At 44.2% G+C, this 26,750-nt stretch carries 26 protein-coding genes and 2 tRNA genes; 12 read left to right on the forward strand and 16 right to left on the reverse strand.

Annotated elements, in window-relative coordinates; genetic code table 11:
• Positions 1 to 78: 78 nt before the first annotated feature.
• The 8 genes from QZW82_RS29080 to QZW82_RS29115 form a co-directional block, all read right to left on the reverse strand.
• Positions 79 to 519 carry a pentapeptide repeat-containing protein gene (locus QZW82_RS29080; RefSeq protein WP_293156819.1) on the reverse strand — a complete coding sequence of 147 codons (441 nt, stop codon included), beginning with the start codon at positions 517 to 519 and terminating at the stop codon, positions 79 to 81.
• Between the two features lie 78 nt (positions 520 to 597).
• Positions 598 to 1,365: a hypothetical protein gene (locus QZW82_RS29085; protein ID WP_293156822.1), complete on the reverse strand. Its 768-nt coding sequence runs from the start codon at positions 1,363 to 1,365 to the stop codon at positions 598 to 600.
• 78 nt (positions 1,366 to 1,443) lie between these two features.
• Complete coding sequence (locus QZW82_RS29090; RefSeq protein ID WP_293156825.1) at positions 1,444 to 2,724, reverse strand: hypothetical protein; 1,281 nt, start codon at positions 2,722 to 2,724, stop codon at positions 1,444 to 1,446.
• 790 nt (positions 2,725 to 3,514) lie between these two features.
• Complete coding sequence (locus tag QZW82_RS29095) at positions 3,515 to 6,916, reverse strand: CHAT domain-containing protein (RefSeq protein ID WP_293156828.1); 3,402 nt, start codon at positions 6,914 to 6,916, stop codon at positions 3,515 to 3,517.
• Positions 6,917 to 6,955: 39 nt separating this feature from the next.
• On the reverse strand, positions 6,956 to 7,780 hold the full coding sequence (locus QZW82_RS29100) for a hypothetical protein (protein ID WP_293156831.1): 825 nt from the start codon (positions 7,778 to 7,780) through the stop codon (positions 6,956 to 6,958).
• A gap of 317 nt (positions 7,781 to 8,097) precedes the next feature.
• Positions 8,098 to 8,307 carry an EamA family transporter gene (locus QZW82_RS29105; protein WP_293156834.1) on the reverse strand — a complete coding sequence of 70 codons (210 nt, stop codon included), beginning with the start codon at positions 8,305 to 8,307 and terminating at the stop codon, positions 8,098 to 8,100.
• Between the two features lie 18 nt (positions 8,308 to 8,325).
• Positions 8,326 to 9,657, reverse strand: coding sequence for a Na+/H+ antiporter NhaC family protein (locus QZW82_RS29110; protein WP_293156837.1), 1,332 nt, complete (start codon positions 9,655 to 9,657; stop codon positions 8,326 to 8,328).
• Positions 9,657 to 9,932: a BrnA antitoxin family protein gene (locus tag QZW82_RS29115; protein ID WP_293156840.1), complete on the reverse strand. Its 276-nt coding sequence runs from the start codon at positions 9,930 to 9,932 to the stop codon at positions 9,657 to 9,659. Before QZW82_RS29115 ends, QZW82_RS29110 begins: the two co-directional genes overlap by 1 nt.
• A 235-nt stretch (positions 9,933 to 10,167) precedes the next feature.
• Here QZW82_RS29115 and yqeK point away from each other — a divergent pair, with 235 nt between their 5' ends.
• From yqeK to QZW82_RS29145, 6 genes are all read left to right on the forward strand, one after another.
• Positions 10,168 to 10,806, forward strand: coding sequence for a bis(5'-nucleosyl)-tetraphosphatase (symmetrical) YqeK (gene yqeK / locus QZW82_RS29120; protein WP_293156843.1), 639 nt, complete (start codon positions 10,168 to 10,170; stop codon positions 10,804 to 10,806).
• A gap of 138 nt (positions 10,807 to 10,944) precedes the next feature.
• Positions 10,945 to 11,379 (forward strand): ribosome silencing factor, encoded by a 435-nt coding sequence (gene rsfS, locus QZW82_RS29125; RefSeq protein ID WP_293156846.1) that lies wholly within the window; start codon positions 10,945 to 10,947, stop codon positions 11,377 to 11,379.
• A complete protein-coding gene (locus tag QZW82_RS29130; protein WP_293156849.1) occupies positions 11,376 to 11,876 on the forward strand; it encodes a CGLD27 family protein in 501 nt (166 codons plus the stop codon). The genes rsfS and QZW82_RS29130 overlap by 4 nt, the downstream gene beginning before the upstream one ends.
• A gap of 127 nt (positions 11,877 to 12,003) precedes the next feature.
• Positions 12,004 to 12,957: an asparaginase gene (locus QZW82_RS29135; protein WP_293156852.1), complete on the forward strand. Its 954-nt coding sequence runs from the start codon at positions 12,004 to 12,006 to the stop codon at positions 12,955 to 12,957.
• Between the two features lie 208 nt (positions 12,958 to 13,165).
• Positions 13,166 to 13,242 (forward strand) — tRNA-Met (locus QZW82_RS29140).
• Between the two features lie 70 nt (positions 13,243 to 13,312).
• Positions 13,313 to 13,389: transfer RNA gene (locus QZW82_RS29145), tRNA-Met, on the forward strand.
• 226 nt (positions 13,390 to 13,615) lie between these two features.
• Here the strand turns inward: QZW82_RS29145 and QZW82_RS29150 are convergent.
• From QZW82_RS29150 to QZW82_RS29160, 3 genes are all read right to left on the reverse strand, one after another.
• Complete coding sequence (locus QZW82_RS29150) at positions 13,616 to 14,812, reverse strand: transposase (RefSeq protein WP_293156855.1); 1,197 nt, start codon at positions 14,810 to 14,812, stop codon at positions 13,616 to 13,618.
• Positions 14,813 to 14,994: 182 nt separating this feature from the next.
• Positions 14,995 to 15,183: a DUF2949 domain-containing protein gene (locus QZW82_RS29155; RefSeq protein ID WP_293156860.1), complete on the reverse strand. Its 189-nt coding sequence runs from the start codon at positions 15,181 to 15,183 to the stop codon at positions 14,995 to 14,997.
• A gap of 234 nt (positions 15,184 to 15,417) precedes the next feature.
• Positions 15,418 to 15,798, reverse strand: coding sequence for a hypothetical protein (locus tag QZW82_RS29160; RefSeq protein ID WP_293156863.1), 381 nt, complete (start codon positions 15,796 to 15,798; stop codon positions 15,418 to 15,420).
• 508 nt (positions 15,799 to 16,306) lie between these two features.
• Between QZW82_RS29160 and QZW82_RS29165 the strand changes: the two genes are divergently transcribed.
• Positions 16,307 to 19,195, forward strand: coding sequence for a PAS domain S-box protein (locus tag QZW82_RS29165; RefSeq protein ID WP_293156866.1), 2,889 nt, complete (start codon positions 16,307 to 16,309; stop codon positions 19,193 to 19,195).
• 77 nt (positions 19,196 to 19,272) lie between these two features.
• On the opposite strand, the gene QZW82_RS29170 is transcribed toward QZW82_RS29165, so the two are convergent.
• Positions 19,273 to 19,863, reverse strand: coding sequence for a rhomboid family intramembrane serine protease (locus QZW82_RS29170; protein ID WP_293156869.1), 591 nt, complete (start codon positions 19,861 to 19,863; stop codon positions 19,273 to 19,275).
• Between the two features lie 500 nt (positions 19,864 to 20,363).
• Between QZW82_RS29170 and QZW82_RS29175 the strand changes: the two genes are divergently transcribed.
• Positions 20,364 to 20,741: a Mo-dependent nitrogenase C-terminal domain-containing protein gene (locus QZW82_RS29175; RefSeq protein WP_293156872.1), complete on the forward strand. Its 378-nt coding sequence runs from the start codon at positions 20,364 to 20,366 to the stop codon at positions 20,739 to 20,741.
• 541 nt (positions 20,742 to 21,282) lie between these two features.
• On the opposite strand, the gene QZW82_RS29180 is transcribed toward QZW82_RS29175, so the two are convergent.
• On the reverse strand, positions 21,283 to 21,465 hold the full coding sequence (locus QZW82_RS29180) for a hypothetical protein (protein WP_293156875.1): 183 nt from the start codon (positions 21,463 to 21,465) through the stop codon (positions 21,283 to 21,285).
• Between the two features lie 180 nt (positions 21,466 to 21,645).
• Between QZW82_RS29180 and QZW82_RS29185 the strand changes: the two genes are divergently transcribed.
• Together QZW82_RS29185 and QZW82_RS29190 are read left to right on the forward strand one after the other, a co-directional pair.
• Positions 21,646 to 21,852, forward strand: a complete 207-nt coding sequence (locus QZW82_RS29185) for a hypothetical protein (RefSeq protein ID WP_293156897.1) — start codon at positions 21,646 to 21,648, stop codon at positions 21,850 to 21,852.
• Between the two features lie 199 nt (positions 21,853 to 22,051).
• Positions 22,052 to 22,693: a Uma2 family endonuclease gene (locus QZW82_RS29190; RefSeq protein WP_293156878.1), complete on the forward strand. Its 642-nt coding sequence runs from the start codon at positions 22,052 to 22,054 to the stop codon at positions 22,691 to 22,693.
• A gap of 175 nt (positions 22,694 to 22,868) precedes the next feature.
• Here the strand turns inward: QZW82_RS29190 and QZW82_RS29195 are convergent, their stop codons facing one another.
• Positions 22,869 to 23,159, reverse strand: a complete 291-nt coding sequence (locus QZW82_RS29195) for a DUF1778 domain-containing protein (protein ID WP_293156881.1) — start codon at positions 23,157 to 23,159, stop codon at positions 22,869 to 22,871.
• 201 nt (positions 23,160 to 23,360) lie between these two features.
• Here QZW82_RS29195 and QZW82_RS29200 point away from each other — a divergent pair, with 201 nt between their 5' ends.
• On the forward strand, positions 23,361 to 24,008 hold the full coding sequence (locus tag QZW82_RS29200) for a hypothetical protein (RefSeq protein ID WP_293156884.1): 648 nt from the start codon (positions 23,361 to 23,363) through the stop codon (positions 24,006 to 24,008).
• 49 nt (positions 24,009 to 24,057) lie between these two features.
• Here QZW82_RS29200 and QZW82_RS29205 read toward each other — a convergent pair whose 3' ends face one another.
• Complete coding sequence (locus QZW82_RS29205) at positions 24,058 to 24,606, reverse strand: DUF2188 domain-containing protein (RefSeq protein ID WP_293156888.1); 549 nt, start codon at positions 24,604 to 24,606, stop codon at positions 24,058 to 24,060.
• Between the two features lie 95 nt (positions 24,607 to 24,701).
• Here QZW82_RS29205 and QZW82_RS29210 point away from each other — a divergent pair, with 95 nt between their 5' ends.
• A complete protein-coding gene (locus tag QZW82_RS29210; protein WP_293156891.1) occupies positions 24,702 to 25,538 on the forward strand; it encodes a cold shock domain-containing protein in 837 nt (278 codons plus the stop codon).
• 15 nt (positions 25,539 to 25,553) lie between these two features.
• On the opposite strand, the gene QZW82_RS29215 is transcribed toward QZW82_RS29210, so the two are convergent.
• Positions 25,554 to 26,610, reverse strand: a protein-coding gene (locus QZW82_RS29215; protein WP_293156894.1) for an ISKra4 family transposase whose coding sequence is annotated in 2 segments (ribosomal slippage) — positions 25,554 to 26,445 and positions 26,444 to 26,610 — 1,059 coding nt in all. Because the reading frame shifts where the segments join, the coding sequence is not laid out codon by codon here.
• Between the last annotated feature and the right edge of the window lie 140 nt (positions 26,611 to 26,750).

Here is a 26,750-nt window from a genome sequence, read left to right on the forward strand (position 1 = left end):
AGAATGGACTACTGGGTAATGCTGAGTGACCGAGATAGTTGAGTATTTCTACTCATTTTTGTCTCGGATGATTCACTTTTACTCCCTCAATCCCCCTATGTGCCAGTTGGGGGTGCGGAATGTGGGTTCTAAATCTCCTCGACTTAAGTTAGCTCCTTCTAAATCAGCTTTGTGGAAGTTGCAGCCAATGGCACGAATACCGTGCAAGTCAGCTTGATGCAATTTGGCGCTCGCGAAGTTTGCACTTTCGGCGCGAGCCAAACTCAGCACCGCCCAATTGAGGTTGGCTTGGCTGCAATTAGCCTCTTTTAAGTTAGCTTTTGAAAGGTTTGTTCCTTCTAAATTAGCTTTCCACAGTACAGCAGCTTGAAAATTAATTTCTGATAGATTCATGCCGCTTAAATCGACTCCTGTGAGATTCGTATAGCTGAAATCCCTCTGTCCTCGATCGAATTCGTCGCGAAACTGCGAGGTATTCATTTGTTTGCGGTTAGAAGTTGCGTTAAAAGATGTCATCATGGCTGTTTTCCTGAGTTATTTTGAGTTTGTTGAGTTGGCAGTCACTCTCTTGATTGGAGAGTGGCTAAAGGTGAGAAGTTATTGATATGATTTGGGAGTCACGAACTTAGTACCGCCTGCGATTTTGCGCTGGAGTGCTTGCTGGAGGAAGTTACCTAAAAAGTCCGCGGCACTGGGAGCAAATTCGAGGTATTTGTGCAGTCGGTGGAAGTTCCCGATTTTGCCTTCTGCTGGCACAAATTCTTCGATCAGTTCGCGAACTTGCAGGTGTTCCGCGAGGTACTGGCGGATGTATTTGAGGTCGTTGATAGATTTGCGAAGGTTTTCTGCCTCTATTTCTTCTGGGGTCGATCGCGATTTCCAGAATCGGAACTGTGGTTGAACGGCGCGCTCTTCGGCGGTATCGAGGAGGCATTCTGCGGCTTTGAGGAAACGCTGAGTTTCTTGGCGGATGCCCGATCGCACTTGTTGTTCGATATCGTCTGTGAGGTATTTCTGGGTAAGTGCATCCGCTAATTCATTTAGTAGAATTTGAATTGCTTCAGAAGCTGTCAGGATGTCAGCTTGTTCGCGTTGCAAGTTTTGCAGGAGAATGTCGCAGTGATTTGGGAGGATGGACGATCCTTCGGGCGCATTTTCCACTTCGTAAACTTGGTCTAAAAACTGTACCAATTCCGGGTAATCAATGCGTCCGGTTTGCTGCAACTCAGTGATATAGAGGCTTAGCAAGCGGATTTTGTATTCTGAGTCGGATGTAGATCGCAGCGGCTGCACAACCGGGTTTTCTGAGTCTGGAACTAGGGAGATGCGGGTTTTGGCGGGGCTGGGATGTTGTGAGTTGATCATGTTGACCTCTTTGATGGGCGATTGCTAATTTTTTGGGTGAGGGGGCGCGGGGAAAGGAAGTTGTCGCGCACCCTGCAATTAGTTGAGATGGCTGTCGCTGTCAGAGTGGGGGCGGATGTCAGCAAAGGTTTCTACCTGGGCTGTGAGTTCCCGGCGGCGGGCTTCCAGCCAGAAGTCTCTCTGAAGCTTGACTGTATCGCTGAAGGATTTTGCGGTATCCTCGCGGAAAGCAAGGGCGATCGTCATCGCGCAAGCATAGCCGCTAGTAATCACCGACAGCAGCAGCATGAATAAGGGGAAACCCATTCCTGCGATGTCGCCACTCAGGAGTTTGTTCGTGCAACTGAGGATTGCCATTCGCGTTGCTTCAATCCCCGAGGCAATTTCACCCGCTGGGGTAAAGTGCTGTTGGTAAACTAGGGGCATTTTTTGTTTGAGAAATTCCAGATCGTTGCCCATTTGGGAACGGATTACCAGCAACAGTCCGATATTTTTCTTGGCAGTTTCGTAGTTTTGAGAGGCTTCTGTTTCCAGCCGAACGACTTGGCGGCAAGTAGGAAGTTTTTCTAAGGGAAGTTGATTCCAATTGGTACTGCGATCGCCCCAGGTTCCGTACAGTTGCACGTAAAGCGATTCCCATCGCGGATTGGTTCTGTCGAGTTGATTTAATTGCTGTTCTCCCTCTTGGCAGCGTTGCCGAGCTTGTTGATATTGGGGGCTGTCAAATTGCTTGAGGGTTTCGACTTGCTGTACCTGTTTTTGAATCGATTCTGCTGCTTTGAGCTGGCTCAGCCCCGATTGATTGAGCATTAATTCTGTGCCGACTAGAGAGGCGATCGACTGGAGGATATTGATTGATAGGGAGGCATAGATCGCCCATAATTGCCATGTTTTGTTGTATTTTGTACGGGATGAAACAGCCGTCGTCGTGTCGTTAGTGAATTTCAAAATCAGGATGTTGCATAAGGAAGTCAACACCACACCAAAAAAGCCCATGTCCTTAAAGGCAAAGAACAGTAAGGGATAATTTGTGAAGAAGTTAAACAAGCTGCTGACAGTAACTGTGCCCGCAGTCAGTGTTGCTTGCTTCGCCAAGTCTTCGGAAACGACAGCCGTTCCGTGAAAGGCTTTTGGATCGGCGATGAGTAATTCCTTTAATCTGTTCAGAAGTTTTTGCCTGAAATTTTTCGGTTTTTCGGTAGTAGGTGGATTTTTTGCCTGTTCGCGGAGATGGGCATATTTAGGGTCTTGCTCGATGTATACTAATATTTCTTCTATAACTTTGATGGCATTTTGAGAGTTGGTGTTGTTGAGGGCAACTACGTTAGTTTGAGAGGGAGAACTGGGTTTTGTGCTCATGTTTGCAACCTGTTTACTTATTTTTACTTAATTCGTTGACAAGAAAGGAGATTTATGCAGTCAACCCGGAACCGGTAAAAAATTGGGACGATCGGGTTTTTGTTGGTTAAACATCTCTTCGTATTGCCTGTTAGTGCCGATATCTAGCAGCAGGAAGAAGGCTTCAGTTATTTACGAGATAAGCAAAAGGCAATCCTGGCAAGGGTTTCAGAGATAGAGAATGTCTCGATCGGCTTGGCGGTTGCTATATCTGTAATTTCCCACAGGCAACACAAATAAAACAGCGGAGAAGAGGGAGAAATAAAAAAAAGTTAACTCCCTTAACTCCCCTTTTGTGACTCCGATCGGAATTTGAGCCTAAACTACGGAGATCCGCCACAGATAGGCAGTTGCGCCGCTAGCACATTTGTTCTGGCTGGGACATCTCGCCATAACAGAGAGTGTTCCCTGATGTTTCTATATCTGCGATCGCACCAGCTTTTCTGCAAAATGGGAAAATTATTTGATGGCTGTATCGGCGAAATTACTCGAAAATCAAGGATTTTAGTGCGATCGTGCAGGTTGAGTCAAGCAACGAAACCAATCTATAGCCCAATACGGTTCACTTAACACTATTTATGCCCCGGAGATCCCCCTAAATCCCCCTTAAGAAGGGGGACTTTGAGAGCATTCTTGTCCCCCCCTTTTTCAAGGGGGGTTAGGGGGGATCTGTCTTAAGTAAACCGTATTGATCTATAGCCATTGTTGCGGTTGGGTTGAATGCAGTGAAAGCCAACCTACTGATTCTTAGTTAGTTAAGTTTGAATTCACCAACCGCAGAGAACGCTGCCCAATAGAAAGGATCTTGAAAGGGCTTAGAGTTATCTTGAAACATATCAAACATACGATGCAAAGCCATTTTTTGTGCGCTATTCAAAGGTAACTGTTTTCGATCGATCCACAGTTTCAGTTCAGCCATAGTGATATCTCGCAGCCATAATTGAGCTTGAGAAAGTGCTGTAGCTACAGATGTTTGACTTTGCAGATTTTCGTAAAACCTAATCATTAAAAAACTTGTAGAAAAGTCGTTGACTGCCCAAAGGCTACTGACTACACTCGAAGTGCCTGCAAGCAGGAAGCCGCTGGGAAAACCCATGTACTCATCACTTTTACTGGTGAAGTCAATCAACCCACTTTCACAAGCTGAAAGAGTTACTAGGCAACATTGACTGAGATCTAGCTTAAGGATTTCTTCCAATGTCAGGCATTTGTCTAAATTAATTTTTGTACTTTCTAGTGAAAGATTATTTTCACTTGCAGTTCCCTGTAATTGTCCATTTGAGCCTCCAGCCTCAGCTAGAATCAAAGCCGATTCCAGAGGTGATTCAAAGTTAAAGTACCCGTGACAAGAGAAATGGAGGCAATTAGCGTTAAGAAAACGCTGGTTATCTAATATCTCTTTTTTAGTAGCAGCTTCTTTCACTAAGACATAATCGTTAGGAGCAAAGTACCGCCTAATAGTTTCAACTTCAATATCAGTAAAACTTAGGTCTTGGGTAGGGTTTTGAATAGCAAATAAGTGTATCAAATCGGAGCGTTTTTGATTCTGACTTAATTGCAGTAGTTGACAACTAGGAGCATAACTCACACCTCTCAAGAAATGGTCTAGGATATTATGGTTTTGACCTTCATTTAGAGGCAAAGCATGAAGAGGTAGCAGGTGCAGGAAGCGATGGGGTACAAAAATTATTCGGTCACAATCAGCAGGCAAATAGTTGATGACTCGATCGATATGTAGTATTTCAGCGAGATGCTGAAGACGGGCTGAAAGTTGATCTCGCCATTGTCTCGTGTTCTGCCCATAATCCTCCAAGTATTCGCCAAACCAAGTAAGTAAAATTTCTATATCCTCATGGGAGGATTGCAAAACTACAGGACTATTGCCTTGACTGGTAATTATAAAAGTGAAGATTTTATTGCTAACAATATACCATTCTATGATGGCTGTTTTTTCATCAAACTCAAATTTTAGTAAAGCTTGAATTCGATCGAACGAGATTAATTTAACATGGTAACTGAATCTTAAATCATTGTCAGTTGGAATTTTTTTTGTTGGGTAGAGCCCCCGACTGGATAGAATATCCACAAGATTACGGGCTTTGCTGCGTTCGACATATTCAATAGCTCGATCTGGTAGATCGATATTAACGTAGCTTTGGACTATTTTTTCATAAATATCAATGGCTTCTTCAAGAATTTCTTGTTTTCTCAATTCAGAAGCCGCCCAACTCCGACTTTGTTCTACGGCTTCAATTGCTACCGCAAAGCTGTCTATTGCTATGTGCCATAATTCAGCATCAAAAGCTGTATTACCCAGATTTTTTGCTGTTTTCAAACAGTCTAAAGGAAATGTTTGGGGTGTGAAAATTTCTAAAGCTCTTTGATAAGCTTCAATTGCTTCTGCAACATTCTGAGATTTGAAGCCGCAAATTCTGTCACCGTAGGCATTAGCCAAATTACTTTGAGTAGCAGCCCATTGTTCGGGAAAAGCGTCGAGAGTACGGACTTTCAAAGCAGCTTGATAACAACAAATAGCCATTTCCAAATTTTCGGATCTATTTCCTTTTATGCGGGATTGATAGGCTGTACCTAAGTTATTCTGAGTACCAGCCCACTCTTCGGGAAAAGCTTCAAGGGTACGGACTTGTAAAGCAGATTCATAACAACAAATAGCGATTTCCAAATTATCGGCTTTATCCCCCATAATTCTCTCCGAGTATGCCTTGCCTAAATTATTCTGAGTCATCGCCCATTCATAAGGAAATGTCTCGCGAGTGTAAACTGTTAGGACATCATGATAACAAGAGATGGATTTTTCAATATTCTCTGCTCTATTACCTTTGATTCTATCGCTGTAAAATGTAGCCAAATTATTCTGAGTGGCCGCCCACTGTTCGGGAAAAGCTTCACGGCTACGGACTTCTAAAGCAGCTTGATAATAACCAATAGCATTTTCCAAATTCTCGGCTTGATCTCCGCAAATCCTGTCTTGGTAAACAATACCAAGATTATTTATAATCATTGCCCAATCGGAAGGAAATGTCTCGCGAGCGTAAACTTGTAAAGCATATTGATAACAACTAATAGCTATTTCTAAGTTCTCAGCCCTATTTCCTCGAATTCTATCTCTGTAAACTATAGCTAAATTGTTTTGAGTAGCAGCCCACTGTTCGGGAAAAGCTTCACGGCTACGGACTTCTAAAGCAGCTTGATAAAAATAAATAGCCATTTCTAAATTTTCTGCTTTATCTCCCATTATCCGGGATTTATAGGCTGTTCCTAAGTTGTTTTGGGTCGTAGCCCATTGTTCGGGGAACTCGTCGCGACTGTAAACTTCTAAAGCGCTTGTATAGAGTTCGATAGCTCGTTCCAAATTGTCATATAGCATTCCTAAAATGCGATCGCTGTAAGCATTAGCAAGGCTATTTTGCAAGCTAGCCCACTCTTGAGGAAAAGCGGCGCGAGTGTACACTTCTAAAGCTGCGGAGTAACACTGAATAGCTATTTCTAAGTTTTCACTTCTTTGACCTATAATCCTGTGACTGTATGCCCTACCCAAATTCGTTTCACAAAGCGCCCAATTTGCCGAGTATAATTCTCTAGTAAAAAAACTCAATCCAATTTGATAAGCAACGATAGCTAATTCTATATTGACACTTCTACTCCCTAAAGGAAACTGCTGAATTAAATTGCCAAAATTACAAATTATTGAGGCTACAGCTTCAGCTTTGTCGGCAGTCGATTCAGATAATAAAGTAGTTGCCCATTCCCGTAAAGTATCACTTAATTTGACATCCAATTTGTCTAAATTAGATTGTAAAAACTGGTAAACAACCCGTAGATCGGCATCTGTATCGGAAACTAATTGTAAAACCTCTAACAAAAAATGTAAATAATGTAAATCCTGTGGTGATTCAGTTATTGATGGTTTTTCTACTAAGTGTAATATTTGATTTGCAACACTTTGCAGGAAATCGGCTGCATTTTGCTCTCCATTTTCAGCGAGATTTTCTGCTACTTGTGTCATCACCTGAACTAAGCCAGCATCAAGAAGTTCTGAGTTAGCATTTAAGATAGCTGCTTCTTCTCCACTTGGACAGCTTAGCAGTGCTTGTACGAGATGTCGGTAGCCCTGTAGACGCTGCTCGTTCATTCTTGATGCTCGCTTACGCTATTGTCGGATTTGATTTGGTTAATGGGTATCTCCAAAATTCAGGAGGATTGCCACAACAAACAAAAATTGTGCCAGATACAATTTTACCACGGCTATCAGTTTTTCGTCTTTGATAGCTCGATTAAAAAAAGAACTAATCGAACCAATTCTGACATCTGCACCAATTTGGGCTGACAACTTGTCTGATATTTCCTGCCAACTGTATCCATCTAACCGGAGAATGAATATTTCTTGCAGAGCAATATCTGGATGTATTCTCATGGGCTTGCTGAAAATATTTTCAGGATTTTCTAGCGCTATTTCCCGCATTTTTTCCAGAAAAGAAGGTTCGGAGATATCGGACGTAAATTGGTCTAAGTAGGTCGTCTTTGATTCATCACCATCTGCCGATCGAGCATTGCTGATTTGTCTGTCGGCTGACAGTACGATATCAGTGACTTTTTTTCCTTTTTCAGTTCTCTGATGAATCCCTTGGTGACTACCAATGAAATCGATCTGTTTTTTGGACTGAATAAACCTCGCGTAGTTTAATACGTTTCCTTTTTTCGGATCGAACTTCCCCTTTTGTATAAACTCGAAAAGTGCCAAGTCTGTTTCTTGCTTAATGTCTTCCGAAACTTGGTGGTTTTCGGCGAGAGATAAGCTGGGTGAATGCTTTGGGAGTGAAACACGGCTGGGTTTCCTGAGTTGTGAAACCAATCTAGTCAAGGCTAACTGGCGATCGGGACTTTCAAGGGGATGCCTTTGGGCCTCCAAGGCCAGATCGTTCAGGTGGTTGTTCAGTTCGGCTTCGGTGAACTTTTCGTTTGCTTCTGGAGATGGCTGCTTTTCTTTGTCGTCCATAAATCAATACTCCTCTGAGAGTAGAAGTTTTTGAGAACCACCGAGAAGCTATCAAGCCCTTATGTCCGCTTGTTGTTTATAGGTTAGCCACTACGGGTTTTGTCCGACAAGAGTCCGATCGACCTTTTAGTCCCGCGTTCTGCATCACTCTACATACTGTAGTGGTGTGGTTTGCTATTATCTAGAAATATCGCCAAATTTCTGCAAGTTACTAAAATTTTTTTCTGCTGTGGGAATCCCTGATGGCTGTATCTGGCTGCAAGCCTTACACCATAAAGCTTTTAAGTAGGTACTCACAAGCAGTTGACAGTTGACAGTTACGTATGAGAATCAAAAGGAATATATTTTTGCACCAATTTCCAATCTTCAACTGTGGATTGTACGGCGAATGGTGCTAATGTTGCTACGGCAATCGCCCATCGCCAGAATGCCAGACCGATCGGCAAAATATCCTGATTTAAAGCTCTAGCAACGATGAAGTTTCCCGCCCAAATAACAGTCGCAGCTACTCCTAAAAAATAACCCATTGATATTTTCTTATTCATTTAGTTGGGTTGATTTTTATGACTATTTTTGGCCAGCTTCATTTGAATTAAGCTAAATAACGGAACGAGATACAAATAAAAGGCATAGGGGATAAAATCCGAATTTACACTCAAGACAGTTGCCGGAACTAAGCCTGCAATATTCCAAGGAATTAAGGGAGAAATCACAACAGCGGTATTTTCTAAGTCTACAGCAAGTTGAGCGCCATCTAATTTTTGTTGGCGGTACTTTGATTCGACTAATTGATGAGTCAAGATAATTGCGATCGTCTGCGTGCAGCCAAATGCTGCTGAGAAAATGCTAATTACTGTCGTTCCCAAGAATAAATCTCCTCTGGTTCGAGCTTTATTGAGATACACTTCCACAAATTCTAAAATCCTCGTCCCCGCAAAAATGCCGGCAAATGCTGTCGAGACAACTACAACTAATGAAACCTTAGCCATAGACAAAATCCCGCCTCCCGCCACAATATCTTTTAAACTAGAAGTTGATGCTAATTTAAATCCGCCGATCGCAAATTGCAGAATCTCGATCGCTGAATAACCTTGAACGAAAAAGGCGATCGCACTTCCGGCAACGATACTAACAGCCATCGCGATTTTGACTTCGACTCGCAGTACACAAAGTATGAGAATTGTCAAGGCTGGCAGCAAAGTTATCGAATTAAGATTGAAGGCTGTGCCTAGTTCCAAAGCCAAATTGTTGCCGGAAAGTTCGACGGGATTTGAAGCGGATAAAATTAAATACAACAGGCTGGAAACGAGGAAGGGTAATAAGCCCGTCACCGCCATGTTTTTGAGATTGGTATAAATTTCGGTTTTGGTAAGGATGGCAATCAAAATAGCGCTCGAAGACATCGGAGAACACCGATCGCCCACATAAGCTCCCGCCACAATTGCCCCGGCGATAATATTCGGATTTGCATCGCTGCCGTTGGCGATTATCATTAAGGCAATGCCGATCGTACTCGCAGCACCAAAAGATGTTCCCAGCAGTACAGAAAAAACGCTGGTTAAGATAAACGCCCAAAAAATGAAATACTGAGGGTCGATCGATTTAATTCCCCAATATACGAGCACCGGAACCGTCCCCGCAGCCATCCACACAGCCATGACTGCGCCGATTAAAAGTAAAATAGCGATGACTGAAAAAGATTTTTGACTGCCAGCAACAGCCATTTGTATCAAGCTTTTTAGCGGAAATCCCCTCCGCAACAAAATGACCGTCAAAATTGCCATCGAAGCTAGAAGCGGAGCAACTATAAAATAACCTTTGATGGCACTGATTAAAAGTAGAATAAATGAGAACGATACAAAAAATAGCAAATCCATTATTGATGGGCTTTCATGTATTCTCGCAGTAACGTGTTAATCTGAGTTTGATAACCGCGACCTTGGGATTTAAACCATTCCAAAACATCACTGTCAATGCGTAAGGTCACTTGAGCTTTCGTCTTAGGGTTGGGCAAGCCTCGCCGAACTACTGCTTTAGCAAACATTTCAGGCGTAATTTCAGGGCAATCGGAGAAATCAATATCTTCATCAGTCATGGCATCTAGGCGTTGCCAGTCAGTTTGAGATTTGCTCGAAGTAAATTCGTTGTTCATATTTAGTTGCTTTGGGAGCATCTCATTTTTGCTTTGGGATCGCGCACGGTTGCACCATCATAATAATATATTTGGATGATATGCAGTGCGAACGTCTCGCTCGCGGCATAGATCGCGAGCGAGACGTTCGCACTCCTAAAAAACGCTTTTTACCAAATTGGGATGCGTACCCGACACCGCAGTCCATTAAAACAAAACGCTAAAATAATAGATCCTACAATTTGGGAGTTAATATTTGACACTTGCACTCGATCGCGAAAAAGTCCTAGCTTGGCTCTCACAGCGCGTTCCTGCCGCCCGCATCACACACATCCTCGGAGTCGAACAAACAGCAGGAGACTTGGCCCGCCATTACGGCCTCGACGAAGCAAAAGCCCGATCGGCAGGATTGCTGCACGACGCAGCAAAATATTTTAAACCCCAACTGCTGCTACAAATGGCTCAGAAGGAAGGTTTAGAGTTAGACTCAGTGTTGGAAGCACACCCGCATTTGCTGCACGCAGACGCGAGCGCGATCGTCGCTAGAGACGAATTCGGGGTGGTCGATCGAGAAATTTTGGACGCAATCGCCAATCATACCCTCGGCAGACCAAACATGAGCCAGCTCAGTTGTACCGTTTTTATAGCAGACACTATAGAGCCGAGTCGCGGCAACACAGCCTCTCTGGAAGCACTGCGCGAGGCAAGCGTGCAAAATCTTTATGCAGCCGTGTGGCAAACTAGCGATTATTCTCTTAAATATTTGCTAGAAACTCGCTGCTACATCCACCCCCGCACCGTACTTACGCGGAATTGGGCGCTGCAAATGGCCCGCGCCCAATCGCCCGAAATAGGAAATTCGACGGGAAAGTCGATCGAACAAATCACAAGTTAAACGTAAAATTTACCAGCAATCCTGTACTTACTTTTGACTTGAATTTAACTCCTATTTCCAGTCTCAAACTGCCAACAACCGAAAGCCAATAGCGCACCACTTCCCCCTTACCGTATCAATTAGGAACTTAAACACTTAATGTCAGATCTAACCCAACTCGAATACTCCCGGGCCGAGTCCACAGTAACGGACGCCACCACCCCAGACGAAGCCCGCGGCCTGATATTGACCGCTGCTGCCGCTGCCGATGACCGCAAAGCAGTTGATATTGTATTGCTCGGCGTAGCAGAAGTATCCTATCTTGCTGACTACTTTGCGATCGTCACCGGATTTTCCAACGTCCAGGTACGAGCCATCTCCCAAGCCATCGCCGACCAAGTAGAAGAAGAATGGGGACGCTTGCCGCTGCGTACACAAGGGCTATCAGACGCCAGTTGGGTCGTCATGGACTACGGCGACGTGATTATCCACATTTTAAAACCTCAAGAGCGCGAATTTTACAATTTAGAAGCGTTCTGGGGACACGCCGAACGAATTGAATTTTCCACTGCGCCGAGAGGATCGCTAATGTGAAAGACACTTCTGTTTCTATTTGTCCTGTTCCGCAGGAACAACGCCCGGTTAATGAATACCAAGAACTGACAGAATCCGGGTTTTTTAGCTGGGTAACTCTCGATTGGCCCGCATATCTGGCAAAACTCGCTTGGGTATGGGGTTGGAGTTGCTTGGTATCCGGGCCCTTAGCAGCAGCCAGCTTTGCTCCTGGTAAGTATCCAGTTCAGTTTGCCCTGTGCGCTACCGCTGGTGCCGGTTTTATTCTAGGATTAGCTTTGCTGCGGCTTTACTTGGGTTGGTTCTACGTGCGATCGCGCCTTGCCAATCCCACAGTCGTCTACGAAGAGTCTGGCTGGTACGATTGTCAATCTTGGCCTAAAACTCCCGAAGTTTTAGCTCAAGACCAATTGATAGTCAACTACGAACTAGAACCAATTCTCAGGCGTCTGCGGCAGACATTTTATGGTTTGACAGTATTGCTGGTTGCCGGGGGACTAATTTGGACTTGTGTGTAATCGGAAGCGGTAACAGGGAAGTTTTGAGTAGTAGGGGCGGTGCCCCATGCCCGCCCCGTTGCGACATAGGGATCGAAACTTCCACCGGCCCCTATCTAAAATCTAAAATCTAAAATCTAAAATTGATATGACAAGGGGAAAACGAACCCAAGCTCCCGAACTCGAAGTCACGCTGTTGCGCGAAGGTATTCCAGAATCTAGGCATCGCGCCCAGGCGGCTGTTTGCGACAAGCGCGGCCGCGTTCTTTCCGTTGCCGGTAACTCGGAAACGGCGACATTTGTCCGTTCTTCACTCAAACCTTTTCAAGCTTTGGCTGTGACGGCGAGCGGCACTTTGGAACGCTACGAATTGACCGATCGAGATTTAGCGATTATTTGCAGTTCTCATCAAGGTACGATCGAGCAATCGCGACAGGTGTTTAACGTCCTGTGGCGCTGCGACATTGACCCATCTAAACTTCAATGCCCCATTCCCGAAGGCAAAAAGAGCCCCCTGCAATACAACTGTTCTGGCAAACACGCCGGAATGCTGGCTGTCTGTCAACAACTGCACTGGCCTCTAGAAACTTATTTGCGGCGCAAACATCCCGTCCAGCAGCTTATTTTGGGAAAAGTAGCTGACTTGCTGGCCATGCCTGCCGAAGAGTTTATCAGCGCTCGCGACGACTGCGGCGCTCCTACCTATCTGTTGCAGTTGGGGCAAATGGCGTCTTTGTACGCTAAATTAGCCTCCGGCGACAATGTGGATATGGAGCGGATTGTCCGCGCTATGACTCATCACCCGATGATGGTTGCTGGTGAGGGGAGATTTGACACGGAACTGATGCGCTTGACTCAAGGCGAATTGGTGAGCAAATCCGGTGCTGAAGGGGTTCAGTGCATCGGCCGGGTTGGCGAAGGTATGGGCTTGGCAATTAAGGTGACGGATGGAGGAAAGCGCGCTAAATTTGCTGTGGCGATTCACCTGCTCAAGCAATTGGGCTGGATTACTGCGACGATCGCCGAAACTCTTTCTGACACTTACCTAACTCTCAGTGATTTTAAGCGTTTGGAGGTAGTCGGCGAAGTTTCGATGCTCTGAGTTGTTCCGCATTACAATTCTCTATCTAGATAACCAGATCAAAAATCCCCTCCCCCTCTCCCACTCTCTCCCTCTCCCCCTCTCTCCCTCTTCGATCGACACTTCTTCGCCAATTTCAGCAACCCCTACCACAATCTCAAAAGTTTTTTTGATAGAGGGGTTGCAATTTCCAGAAAGATGTGTTTATATTAGAGAGTAGACAAAGCGACGCGGGATAGAGCAGCCTGGTAGCTCGTCGGGCTCATAACCCGAAGGTCAGTGGTTCAAATCCACTTCCCGCCACCAACTTGAAACAATCCCTGCAATCTTTGAGGATGCAGGGTTTGATTTTTGAGAATAGATAGACAGACAGCGACGCGGGATAGAGCAGCCTGGTAGCTCGTCGGGCTCATAACCCGAAGGTCAGTGGTTCAAATCCACTTCCCGCCACCAAATTCAATCGAACAAGCCCCGGCAAACCTAAAAGTTGCTGGGGCTTGTTTTATCGCGTCTGGAGCCATAACAATAGGGACACAGCAGTGCTGTGTCCCTATCGCATATTTAGATCTTACCCAAAGGTAAAAAATCAACCTCAACCTCAACCTCAACACTCAACCCTATACTTTTAGACGCCCGTTTGTTTGACACTCCCCGGCTTGAACGCGCAGGGATTCTTGGTTCAACCAGTCGGCTTGCCCGTTGATGTCACCACCAATGGGTAGAGGTCGGTCTGTTCCCAAGCGTTAATTCCGGTGTGCCCCACCGTATTTAAATTAATTCCTGCACGGGCTTTCAATCCTTTAGCCAAAATATTCTTCGCTGCATTGTGGTCGCGGTCTAACACCGCACCGCACAGGCAAATATGAGTTCTGACCGATAGGGATTTCTGAACGCGATTGCCACAACTTGAGCAATCTTGGGAAGTGTACCCAGGTGCTACAGCAACTACTGTTTTACCGTACACTTTCCCAAAATATTGCAACCATTGGGCAAACTGTGACCACGCTGCATCGCTAATTGATTTGGCAAGCTTATGGTTCTTCACCATATTTTTCACCTGAAGGTCTTCGTAGGCTACGAAATCGTTAGATTTCACTACGCACAACGCCGTCTTGATGGCGAAGTCTTTACGCTGCCTACTGACTTTTAAGTGCTTTCTGCCTAACTTATTTATCGCTTTCTTGCGATTACTCGAACCTTTCTTTTTCCGAGAAACTCGTTTCTGCAAGCGCTTTAAAGCTTTTTCACTTTTACGCAAATGCCGAGGATTTGGAACTGTTTCTCCTGTACTATCGGTGTAGAAATGGTTCAATCCCACATCTATGCCAATCGTTTTCCCCGTAGGAACTATTTCTTCTGTTCGCTCTACATTGATGCAAAACTGAGCGTAGTAACCATCGGCTCGACGAATTACTCTGACTCGTTTAATCTCAGTAGGTGCATAGAAGTGCAAGTCTCGACTACCGAGTAACCTAAAGGTTCCAGCAGCAAAACCGTCCGTGAATGTTAGACATTTTTTGTCGATCGAAAGCGCCCATCCGGAAGTTTTGTATTCTACGGAGTGAGTGTTTTTTTTGAATTGTGGGTATCCTTTTTTTCCTGGTTTCTTAGCTTTGCAATTAGAAAAGAAACGTTGAATAGCAAAAATGGCACGCTCAGCCGAAGCTTGACGCGCCATTGAGTTAAGTTTTCCGGCCCATTCAAACTCTTTCGCCATGATGGCGCATTGTTTGTATAAATCCGATAGCTTAACTCTGGAATTGTCGATCCAATATCTGAGAGCTTTGTTTCGGACAAACTGAGCTGTGCGGATCATTTCGTCTACGATCCGGTATTGCTGTAGCTTGCCTTTTAACTTGAACTCTAGTACAATCATGGAATTATTCTATGACGCTTATGGGCAATTGTAGCTATAAACTTGATTGGAAAGTAATCTTTAGACTTTGAATTCAAGCCGTCCTATAAGGACGGGGTTGTAGACCCAATCTTTTGGTAAGCTTTATTTCTCAAAAATCTGGAATCAGATATCCATATTTTAAAATTCGGAATTTTAAATTATTAAGCCGACTGAGTTTCCAGCCAATCAAAAATCAGGTCTAACTCTTCCAGGGTAACTAACCCGTACTGCCACAGAACCATTGGCAGTTGGCCGGCATCTTGTTCGTCGTGTCTCAGAGCAACGGCGATCGCAGAATTCGATATCGCCAACTCTCCCCGCAAATAATCGATTAGTTGAGCCTTTCCCATGACCTTCACCGCCAGTTTTATGCGCTATTGTAAAGATACGTATCTAATTGGGATGCGTCTGATGTTTAATAGCCCCAATTGTAGGTGGAGAATAAAGACTCTCCTGTGATGGAAGCCGCACAAAACTTGTGATAAATTTCATAGAAACGAGCGATCGCAGTCACAAGAGCTTATAGCCTCAAAAATCGGGCTGTGCGATCGCTCGTTTGCTAGACCTCAATTCCATTAAAATTGCTAAAGTCCTAGCAGAAGCTGAACTCCAGCTCCTGTGCCACTGTCGCTGGGTTTGATAGGAACGGGATTTCCTTGGCGCTGGGCGTCGGAAGGAGTAGTGATAAATTCCAATTCGGAACCGATTTTGAGCCGAAATGTATCCCCCAAGCTGCGCTCCCGAATAGCAGCATTAGCCGCCGTTTCTCGTTCACCAATCAAATTTTGGTAGTCCGAGTCTACACTTCTGTCCTCCACACTTCTGAGGGAATCCCCTGATAAAGTCGTTTCTGAATTTTGGGGCGCTGGTTGCAGCCTTTGTTGGGCGATAACCGCCGGGGTCAAACCGATAAAAATTGAGCTGAGTCCGAGAGCAGTGCCAAGAGTAGCAATAACTGCGTTCATAGTTAACCATCCGCTAGTTGCATCCTACTATACTTATTGTACCCAGCCGGAATTAACTTGCACTCTATCAAAAGTAACTGGTTATGAAGATATTAATTAAAGTTACCGCGAAAACTTGTAACTGGCGATCGCGCTCCGACTCTCAGAAACCAGTTTGAGACTTCGCGGCAACTGAGGGCGATCGAAGTTCAACTACCAGATTTGTAAAAAAAATCGGTTTCTGGAGAAGCGAGTGCGATCGCCAACTACCCAATCTCAAATGTAAAATCTCAAATAGTATCACCGCCTACATTCCGTCCAGGAGTGATACTCGATTAATCTCGATCGCCCTGACCAAGCACGCGATCGCGCTAAGATGACGGTGGCAGTCGTTAAAAATTAAGTTAGTAGCGGCAGATTCAGAGTTTTTAACAGCACTCTGCCACAGAAAACGGTCTCATTCAAAATCTGCGCTCATCAGGTTGTACTTTACCGAAACTTTGTGGGTTCGTAATATTTCTGCTTCAATATGCCAATCAGATATCTGAGCGACCATATTTTAAAAATGTCGCGCCAAGTGCCAATTCGCCTCGTCCTTGTAGTGCCTTTTGCCATCCAGACTTTCGCTGCGGTGGGGCTGACGGGGTGGCTGTCCCTGCGCCACGGGCGCATAGCTGTCAACGATGTTGCCGCGCAACTGCGGGCCGAAGTCACATCGCGCATCCAGCAACACATTTATAGTTATATCGAAAGGCCGCACCAAATCAATCAACTCAATCTCGATGCCATCCGTCTGGGTATTTTGAACGTGCAGGATGAAGCCAGTTTACTCAGCTACTTCTCCAAACAACTCGAAACCTTTAATACAATTAGCTACATTCAATTCGGCTCCGAACAAAAAATTTTTACGGGAGTTGAAAGGCTTGACGATGGCAATTTGCAAATTCGGATTTCTAATAAGTCTAGTGGCTATAATTTGCACAGCTACACGCCGTCTAAGTTCGGCGAAGCAACTAAGCTTTTAAAAACTACTCCTAACTACGACCCTCGCACCCGACCTTGGTATGTAGCTCCGGTGCGGGCAGGCAAGCCCACATGGACTAAAATTTATACTTATTTTGACACTCCCAAACTAGCAATTACTGCTGCTCAACCCGTTTACGGAAAGAATAATAAACTGATTGGAATTCTTGGTTCTGATTTGACACTCTCTGATATTCATCAATTTTTGGAAAAACTGAAGATTGGTAAATCAGGACAAACTTTTATTGTCGAAAGGTCTGGAGAATTGGTTGCAAATTCAACTCCAGAAGCGCCATTTATTGTGAGCAAAGGCGTTCCACAACGGATTGGGGCAGCGAATAGCAAAAATGTTCTAATTCGATCGACAGCCCGCTATTTGACACAACGGTTCGGGCATTTGAGCAAGATTGACAGCTCTCAGCAGTTAGATTTTACCATCGACGGTCAACGGCAATTTCTACAGGTAACGCCCTTCTCAGACAGGAGGGGCCTCGATTGGTTGATTGTAGTGGCGGTTCCCGAAGCCGATTTTATGGAAGCGATTAACGCCAATACTCGCTACACAATTTTGCTCTGTTTCGGTGCTTTGGTGCTGGCGACGGCTCTAGGATGTGTGACTTCGAGGTGGATTGTCATGCCAATTCATCGTCTGAGCAAGGCTGCGGAGGCTTTGTCGCGGGGAGAATGGGACTCAATGGCGGTAGATCCCCGCTTGATGGCGTCTGTAGAGCGGGAGGATGAGGTGGGTGTCCTGGCTCGCTCTTTTAATACGATGGCAGATCAATTGGAAGAGTCGTTTACTACTCTCGAAGAGCGGGTGGAAGCTGCGATTGCTGATAAAACTCAATTAATTCGCTCTCTGAAACTATCTCAGGAAAAACTCGCTTTTCACCTCTATCAAACTCCTTTGGGGGCGATCGAATGGAATCTCAATTTTGAAGTTGCCGACTGGAATTTGTCAGCAGAAAGAATTTTTGGATTCAATCGCTTGGAAGCAATCGGACGGCACGGAGTCGATTTAATAGTTCCTGAAAATGCTAAGGAGTATGTCAGGCAACTATCTATAACTTTGCTCACTAATCAAGGAGGAATTAGTAGCATTAACGAGAACATTAGAAAGGACGGCAAAATTATTCTTTGTGAGTGGTACAATACGACTTTGGTTGATGCTGACGGCTGTATAATTGGGGTTGCATCGCTGGTTCAAGACGTGACAGAGTTTCACCGTGCTGTGGATCAGTTGCGCGCCAGTGAAGAACGGTTTCGCCAGTTGGCAGAAAATATTCATGAGGTATTTTGGATTAGAGAACCGAATCAACAGCAGATAATTTATGTGAGCCCTGCTTGCGAGAAAATATGGAATTTAAGCTATCGGAGTTTGCTGTCACATCCGGACGCTTTTTGGGATGCTATTCACCGAGACGATCGCGATCGCGTTGAGGCTGCCTTTGAAAAACAGGTGCGGGGGGATTATGATGAGGAGTATCGGGTAGTGCGATCCGACGGTTCAGTTTGCTGGGTGCGCGATCGGGCTTTTCCAGTCCGCAACGAAACAGGAGAAATTTACCGTATAGTCGGCATTGCCGAAGACATTACCCAACGCAAACTAGCAGAAGAATTCCAACAAGTCGCTCAAACCGCTCAAGCAGCCAGCCAAGCCAAAAGCTCATTCTTAGCCAATATGAGCCACGAATTGCGAACTCCCCTCAACGCCATTATCGGTTACAGCGAGATGCTCAAAGAAGACGCCGAGGATTTGGGCTGCGAAGATTTTATCCCAGACTTGCACAAAATTCAAACTGCCGGCAAACACTTGCTATCTTTAATTAGCGACATTCTCGATATTTCTAAGATTGAAGCGGGGCGGATGGAACTTTATTTAGAAACTTTCAACCCGGTTAATTTAATTGACGAGGTAGTTTCTACAGCCGAACCATTGGTAGAGAAAAATTTTAATAAATTTGAAGTTAATTGTGCTAAGGACTTGGGAATGATGTATGCTGACATTACCAAAACTCGTCAAATATTGCTCAACCTGCTGAGCAATGCAGCAAAATTTACGGAAGGCGGGACTATTACCTTGTCCGTTGAAAGAGTTAAGCATGACAGCTTAACAACTCAAGAAATAGCAGAACCTTCCGATTTAATAATTTTCCGCGTAGCTGATACAGGCATTGGTATTCCCCCCGAACAAATGCAGCATTTATTTCAAGCTTTTATGCAGGGTGACGCCTCAACTACGCGCAAGTACGGCGGCACGGGTTTGGGATTGACTATTAGCCGTCACTTTTGTTTGATGATGGGCGGTGATATGCAAGTTCAAAGCCAGTTAGGTGTCGGTTCGATTTTTACTGTGTGCTTGCCGGCGCAAGTAGAATTATTAAAAGGTACGTAGTTGCGCTTTAGCGCTCTTTATCTATAGAAAAGAGCGCTGAAGCGCAACAACATACCTAAAGCAGGATAAGTATTATTTTAGTTGATTTGCCGTTTTTGTCGCCCCAAAAGTTGAGCTGCTAATACGCCGCCGACAAAGCCAAAGAAATGCGCTTGCCAGGAAACTCCAGGCTGCGAGGGCAAAACTCCCCAAATTAAACCGCCGTAGAAGAAACCGACAATTAAAGATATCGCAATAGACGTAAAACTGCGTTCAAAAAAGCCCCGCAACAGCAAAAATCCGAAGTAACCAAAGATTAATCCGCTGGCACCAATGTGCACGGAATTGGGCGCGCCTGTCAGCCAAACTCCCAATCCGCTGATGAGTACAGTAACGGCACTGACAACAAAAAAGTCGCTTACTTCTTGCAACATAATCAGCCAACCAAATGTCAGAAACGGGAGGGTATTGGCGGCTAAGTGAGCAAAACTGCCGTGCAGAAAAGGCATGAATAGGATGCCTTCAAGTCCGTCGATGCTGCGGGGGCGGACTCCGTAGGAATTCAGCGCGCCTCCAAATATGAATACATCGAGAATCTCAATAATCCAGAGGAGGGAGACGAAGCCGCCGAGAATGGCGGCGTGGCTTTGCAATTCACGGGTGATAGATTGGGTTTCTGGGTTACTCATGGGTTGGGAGGGCGGTAATGCCGATTATTTTTAATTGTAGGAGTTTCTGCCCGATTCCCTACGGGATAGCTACGCACGCGCGGGCGCAGCGACACTTGGCGCTGGGTTTCAGGGTTTTTTGTAGCGCCGTGCTTATTTGAAACTATTATAACTTTGATTTAAAATTCCGCATTTTCACGCAGGGAATTATTGACCTCGATGCGTCATTATCGTAGAGGAAGTACAAAAGGAGAGTTAACTGAAGGTTAAACCTTGAAGGTTTAAGGCAGAGTTTTTACCCCATAGATAAATCCTTGGGCTGGCAATGAGGACACTTTTGCGATCGCACACCGTCTCTCAAAAACAATCAGGAACTACTTTTCTCGGATTAAGTCATTAATTCAAGAAGTTTCATCCGGTAAAGCAAAACGAGCTGCTGTAGGTACTTATTGTAGACAAAATCTCGTACAAGCTCTACAAAGAGTTCTTGGCACCTCGTTGTAAAAGAGGAACAGAGAAATATGAACGTATTTGAGAATACACAGTCCGATCGAATTCTGCCAATTTGGGTATGGCATGGCAAAGAAGAAACCCCTGTTAGTGTCGCTACAAATCTTCAACCTTACGGCAATAAGCCGCGCTTTGACTTGTTGCATCCGCTGAAACAGTGGCTTGACAATAGTGCAATTAAAAGTCAAAAGTTAGCTCGGTTTCTGTGCAAGTTTATTCCCAGCCAGTGCCCGTTTGAGCGGGAAGTCAAAATTTGCGATCGCACTTTATTTCACATTCCGCCGCTGTGCAAGTTAAATCCGCTTTACGAGCAAGTGGTTGGGCTGCGCTTTCGTGCTTTGTGTTATTTGGCTGATGAGTGCGGCGAGGATGTGACTCATTATTGTTAATTTTGCAAAAGCCTGAATTTCTAACTCTCTTGTTCACCCTCCCTTCTCCTTGTTGGGGAGGGTTTTTTGGGTTTTGGGGATTAGTTGAAATATGGGCGATTTGCGATAGACATGGGATGTATACCGCAATACGCCTGGGTTAAAACTGTTTACTCCGAGGAGTTCCCCCTAAATCCCCCTTAAGAATGGGGACTTTGAGAAGATTCCGGTTCCCCCCTTAAGAAGCTCTGCGTTATAAGGATTTTTCTTAACATTTGAGAGCGAGCGCGAGCGAGGCTATCAAACCCTGATTCCTCGATTGCCAATTCTCAATAAACGCAAGCTGCTTTCAATAAATAAAGTTGTTAAATTGTCAAGGCTTGTGTCACAACTTCTCCTGAAATTTTTGCTGTACAAAGCTTTCAAGATTGTCAAGAAAGATGTTTATAAAGCATAGCTTCTTAAGGGGAGCTAGGGGGGGATCTAAGTTTAATACTTAAACAGCAGTCTGTCGATGGGTTTGAACTTAAGTTGCCACCAATGTAACCCACGAGGGAACTCTTTACTTGTCACTTTTGGGATCTTCGGGCCCAGGGGGTACTTCTCCCTTTTGTTGGGCTTCCAATAAAGCCGTTTCCACGAGAAAGGCTATCAGGTTAGCCGTGGATCGGCCTTGTTTGTCAGCCCATCGATCCAAAGCTTCATATACGTAATCAGGAAACGTAACGTGAACGCGCTTGCTCAATGTAAATATTTGTTGGTTTACTAACGCTTTTAATGGTACAAGCTTACGCTCCCGATCGTGTTGTTGCCCTGTTCTTCAAAATGATTGACACATATTTGGGCTTATTATGTTATAATTCCTCTAATCCAATCAATACACAGTCAAAAGCCAGTCCCCCGCCATGGAAAGCAAGGACTGGCTATGGCTCCAATTAACAAAGGAGATACACCTATTATGCCGTATGAGAAACGTCTCAGACCGTGGATCGTGGTTCGTTTGCTTCCGAACCTGCAAAGGGTCGTTGTGGGTCGGTTTCGCAGTTGGTCTGATGCAGAGGGTCATTTGCGTGTGCTCAAACAACTGCTTCCGGCTGCGAGATTGACTTTAGTTTTCGATCCGATCGACTAATTTCGGTTGCGAGTTATTGAAGTGCGATCGCCAGCTTGTTATTGAAGGGCGATCGCAGATGTTGGAATCTTATCGAGAACAGGCAAGATGCCTCTTCCACAAAAAATGGTTTTTGTTGTGGGGTGGGCATCCTGCCCGCCCGCAATTTAGGGCAATGTTAAACTAGATGCAAGATATCAATTGAGTTGGGGAAAAAACCGTGACGGCTATTCTACAAGTAACAGAACAGCAAACAGCACAAGACTACTTCACTCCCGAAGAATATCTCGCCCTGGAAGAAGCAGCAGAGTACAAAAGTGAGTATCGCGATGGAGTAATTATTCCCATGACAGGCGGAACTACAAATCACAATCAAATCGCTGGCAATATTTATATTGCATTAAGTCTTGGGCTCAAAAAACAGGACTATCGAGTTTTCTTCGGTGACGTGCGTTTGTGGCTGCCGAAAAAGCGATTTTATACTTATCCCGATGTGATGGTAATTCCGGGTAAACCTGAGTATTACAATAATCGCCAGGATACGGTGATGAATCCGCAAGTAATTGTTGAAGTTTTATCTAAATCTACGAAAGCTTACGATCGCAGCGATAAGTTTAAGTTTTATCAAACGCTGCCGGCATTTCAAGAGTATATTCTAATTGACCAATCTCAGGTTTATGTAGAACAGTATTGCAAGTTGGCTAACAAGCGGTGGTCGTACCATCAGTACGATGAGGAAGATGCGGCGCTAGTTTTTAATTTCTTTCAAGTTGAAGTGCCACTGGCTGATGTCTATGAGAAGGTGGATTTTGCGGCGGAAGATGAGCCCGAAAATGAGCCAGAAGAAAGTGAGGTGGAATAAGGGCGATCGCTTTCTTATTTATTCAAGCACTTTAGTCAAATTGGCTGAGAGTTAACTCTATTTTTGTTTGGGTGTCGGTTGCTGTTGACATTGTTTTGTTACCAAATAGCGATCGACTAATTTTATTGTAGCAATTTACCCTATCATCTATAGAGCAAAAAATCCATTCCATTATTTATTTGCGATTGTATTTTTGTCGATACCTTTCAATCGCTGCTTTCAGCTTAGAGTTAAGTTCTGGTGGATTTTCTATCGCTGAGGTAACAATTTTCCAATTTGGTTCGGAAAGAACGATCGCTTCTGGTTTAAGTGGCATTTCTTGGGCTAGATTTAGAGCAACTTCGAGCAGATATTCGCTCAGACTAATACCCCACAGGGTAGCTGCTTTTTCTAACAGTTCTTTTTGTTCCTGATTGATAGTTATCTCAAGGGTGCTTGTTTGGGGAGTTTGTGTAGGGGTTGACATATTTTTTCAATGAGAGCAAGGTTGGCTCATTTGATATTATAGCAATTTTTCAGATGGGCGATCGCACGCTTGTTTGAGAAGGGCGATCGCTCCTCCCTCGTGTTAAACTGAATAAGGGCGATCGTGTTAACTCAGGAAAAAATAGCCGTGACACAAATGAGTAGCTTAGTGAATAATTAGCAGGCAAGAGAGAAGTTTGTTATGAGCGCGATCGAACGAATTAAAGAAAAGTTGGCACAACTCCGAGAGCGCGACACCAAGTTGTGGGTGACAGAGGCCGATCGCCACAAATATCAGCTTTCCCCTCCCTTGTCGGAAGAAGTTATCGCCAACTGGGAAGCTCGTGCCCAGGTAAAGCTCCCAGAAGAATACCGATTATTTATCGGCGAGCTTGGAGAAGGCCCAGCAGGCCCTGGTTTGGGGATGCAGAAGCTCACCGAGATGAATTTAACGCCGGATCTAAAAGAGCCGTTTCCTCTCGTTGAACCATTTTTAGGTCTAAGATCGATTGACACTTCAAAACTCGATCCAGAACAGGAATGGGAAACTTACAAAGAATTTGCTGCCGAATGGGACAAAATCCCTGGAGATGGTAGCCTGTGGCTAACACATTACGGTTGCGATATTTATGGGAAGTTGGTTCTCAACGGTAAGTATCGCGGACAAATTTGGATTCGGGAAGGCGATTCTCCATCCTATTCTCCCTTTGGCTATGCCGTTCACCTTCACGCTCCCGAGCAAGAGCCTCGTGCGGATCTCCCAAAGCACTTTACCTTTTTTCAGTGGTACGAACACTGGCTTGATGCAGCATGGGAAGAATTTACGAGAATCACAGAAAACCACACCTAACTAATTTGATATATTCTTCCTTTGGTCACAGGTATCTATTTCCCTACATCTAAACAATTTCTAAACATTCCCGCTTCTCTCCGTCAGATTCGGGGCGATCGATTCTACGCTGCAATAACGCATCTATCGCTGGATTTATAGTTTCCCGAACTTCTCCATTTTCATCGTGAATTACCACCTCAAGCCATTGAGCTTTTGCTAAACCCACTGCATATTTCAACGCTGCTTCCTGAGTGGAAAAAACCTTCTCGCTTGAGGCAAAATTTTCCTCTGTTACCGCCCACCCATTTAGATGAGGTAGTACGTGCAATTTCCGATTTAATTCCTTCAATACCCGCTGCCGCAATCCAATTAAAGTAATACCGACAATTGTTTCGCTATCCTCATGATAGCGAGCGATAACTCCATCGCTAATATCCACAGCTACAGCCTCTTGGGGTTCTCCCAGAGAGATATAGAGCACATCCGCTTCTTTATCGTAAAAACCTGTAATATTTGTGGATTCTTCAAGAATTTTTACTGTTGTGTCCATATTATTCGCTTGTTTGATGATGGTTGTCTTCTCAGGTAAGCTGTTGTGATAAATTTCTTGTAGCAAAGACTCTTTCAAGCTTATACTAAAGTTATGATAAAGTTAATCCTTCTCAGGTAAAAGATATTTTCTCACTCATCGTTCAGTATTCGAGGCAAAAAATGGGGGAAATTTCAGAGACAAGCCGTTTGCAAGGACGAGTAGTAAAAATTCTTAGTGACAAAAGAGGTGGCTTCATTTCACCAGATGATAAAAGTGATAACCTTTATTTTATCGCTTCACAAGTTGAACACGATAATTTTGAAACTTTGAAGCCGGGAGATATCGTTAATTTTACTGTTGGCAAAGGCAAGGATGGCACGCTAGTTTTTGCTAATAAAGTACAATTAGTTAGCGCCGAAAAGACTAATAAGGATTGTACAACTGAAACTCGCTTTCAGGGTCATGTCAAAAAAATTTTTATCAACAGGCAATCGGGTTATATTACACTTAAGGGTAGCACTCAAGACCTCTATTTTATTGCCAAGCAAGTAGAAGAGAATAAATTGGAAACTCTTAAAGTGGGGGATGCAGTTACCTTTACTATTGGTGAGAGCCAAGATGGGAGACAATTCGCCAATCAAATCCAGCTTATTGATGTTGAGCAAATAGATCAAAATGATTATCCTGCTGAGTCTATCTCAACACCTATTACCTGTGATGAACTTAAAAACCAAATAATTGAGCAATTTAAGCGAATAGTACATACAACAAGTTCAAGTGAATTTGAGGACTTGATTTTTTTATTACTGAAAATTTTGGGCATCCATTATCTCTATCAATATGACAAGAGAAACCAAGCTGGTAGAGCAGATGGATTTTTCATTATTGGCAATCTTGCAGTAATGTATGATTGCACGCTCAGGGATGGTTTTGAAGAATACAAAAAAGACCAAATTGAAAACTATATTAATAAGCTTGAGCAGGCTCAATTGACATTGGGAGCATCTCAGTTATGAAATAAGTAGTAATACTTAGGCAAAAGCCAGATTAAGATAAGAGCAGCGATGCTTGAGAACTTGAGAGATATTGTTGCGGTTCCATTGAGCGCCCGATATTTTAATTCTACGCCCAATTTGCTTAATCGTCGATTCGACCGCACCGCTGCCAATTGTAATTCCTTGAGATTGAAATGAATGGTAGTCAGGTATGCGTTGTCGATGTCCTTCAAGATAAGCCAGAAAGTTTTTTACTTTCTGAGCATCCCAATTTGCAAAAGTAGCGATAGCTTCCTGAATTCTGCCATACCATAGGCTAGTTTCAACTTTTCTTAACTGCTTTTGAGAACCACCGAGTTTGTAGAGATTTTCTTTCAGATGATACCAGTCAAGTATTTCGCGTCTTTGCTCCGGTGTGGAGATGTCCGCTATTAAATTCCACACCCCTGGATGACCATCCCCCAAACAAGTAATCGTTTCTGACAAGGGCTGACGATTGACCCAATCTACCAAGGCTTCATTTTCCTGAAAGAATGCAGCATGGGCTTGTTGGTGTAAAGTCACCGCTTTATAGTCTCGCCACTCACTAGCTTTTCCTTTCTCTGTTCTCAATCTTGCCTTACCGCCGTCTATACTTAGAGCTGTCACGCTTTCTTCTGCGATGACTTCAGCAAATTCTTGCCGATGGACTAGACGTTGTTGGGTGCTATGGTCAACATATATTCCTGTCAGTTGCTTCAAATCTCTTGCTGCATTGGCGTATGAAACATTTGCGCTCAGCAATAAGCAACTTGCTTCGAGTTGTGGACTCAATCGGGTTCGTTTCTTCAATCCCAGTTTCTGACTTTGTTTCTCACTGACTTGCCATACTCCCAGACAGGTTTGAATCTCTCTTTGTCTCCCTGCTCTTGTTTGGCTGTTGCTGTTTAAAAAAATTTCCGATTTCTGGCGCGACTTGTGTTAGTACATGGTCTCTCACTGCTAGTTCAATGCTAGCAAAGTTTTGGAGTTGTTCTTTTGGTGTATTCTTGAGAAGTATGGCGGCAGCAGCTTGCAAATGTTGTTGTAAGATTTTAGTTTCTTCGGCTGTCATCTATTTTTCCTGATAAGTAGTCGAACGAAATTAATTACACAAATCATATAATATGATATACTAAAATTATTAAGTTTTATTTAGAGAGGTTTGATATGTTTTTACTTCGAGATATTAATCCACTTTCGTTAAAATTACTA

Origin of the sequence: Microcoleus sp. bin48.metabat.b7b8b9.023 (assembly GCF_013299185.1) — a bacterium.
In the GTDB taxonomy this organism is placed as follows: domain Bacteria; phylum Cyanobacteriota; class Cyanobacteriia; order Cyanobacteriales; family Microcoleaceae; genus Microcoleus.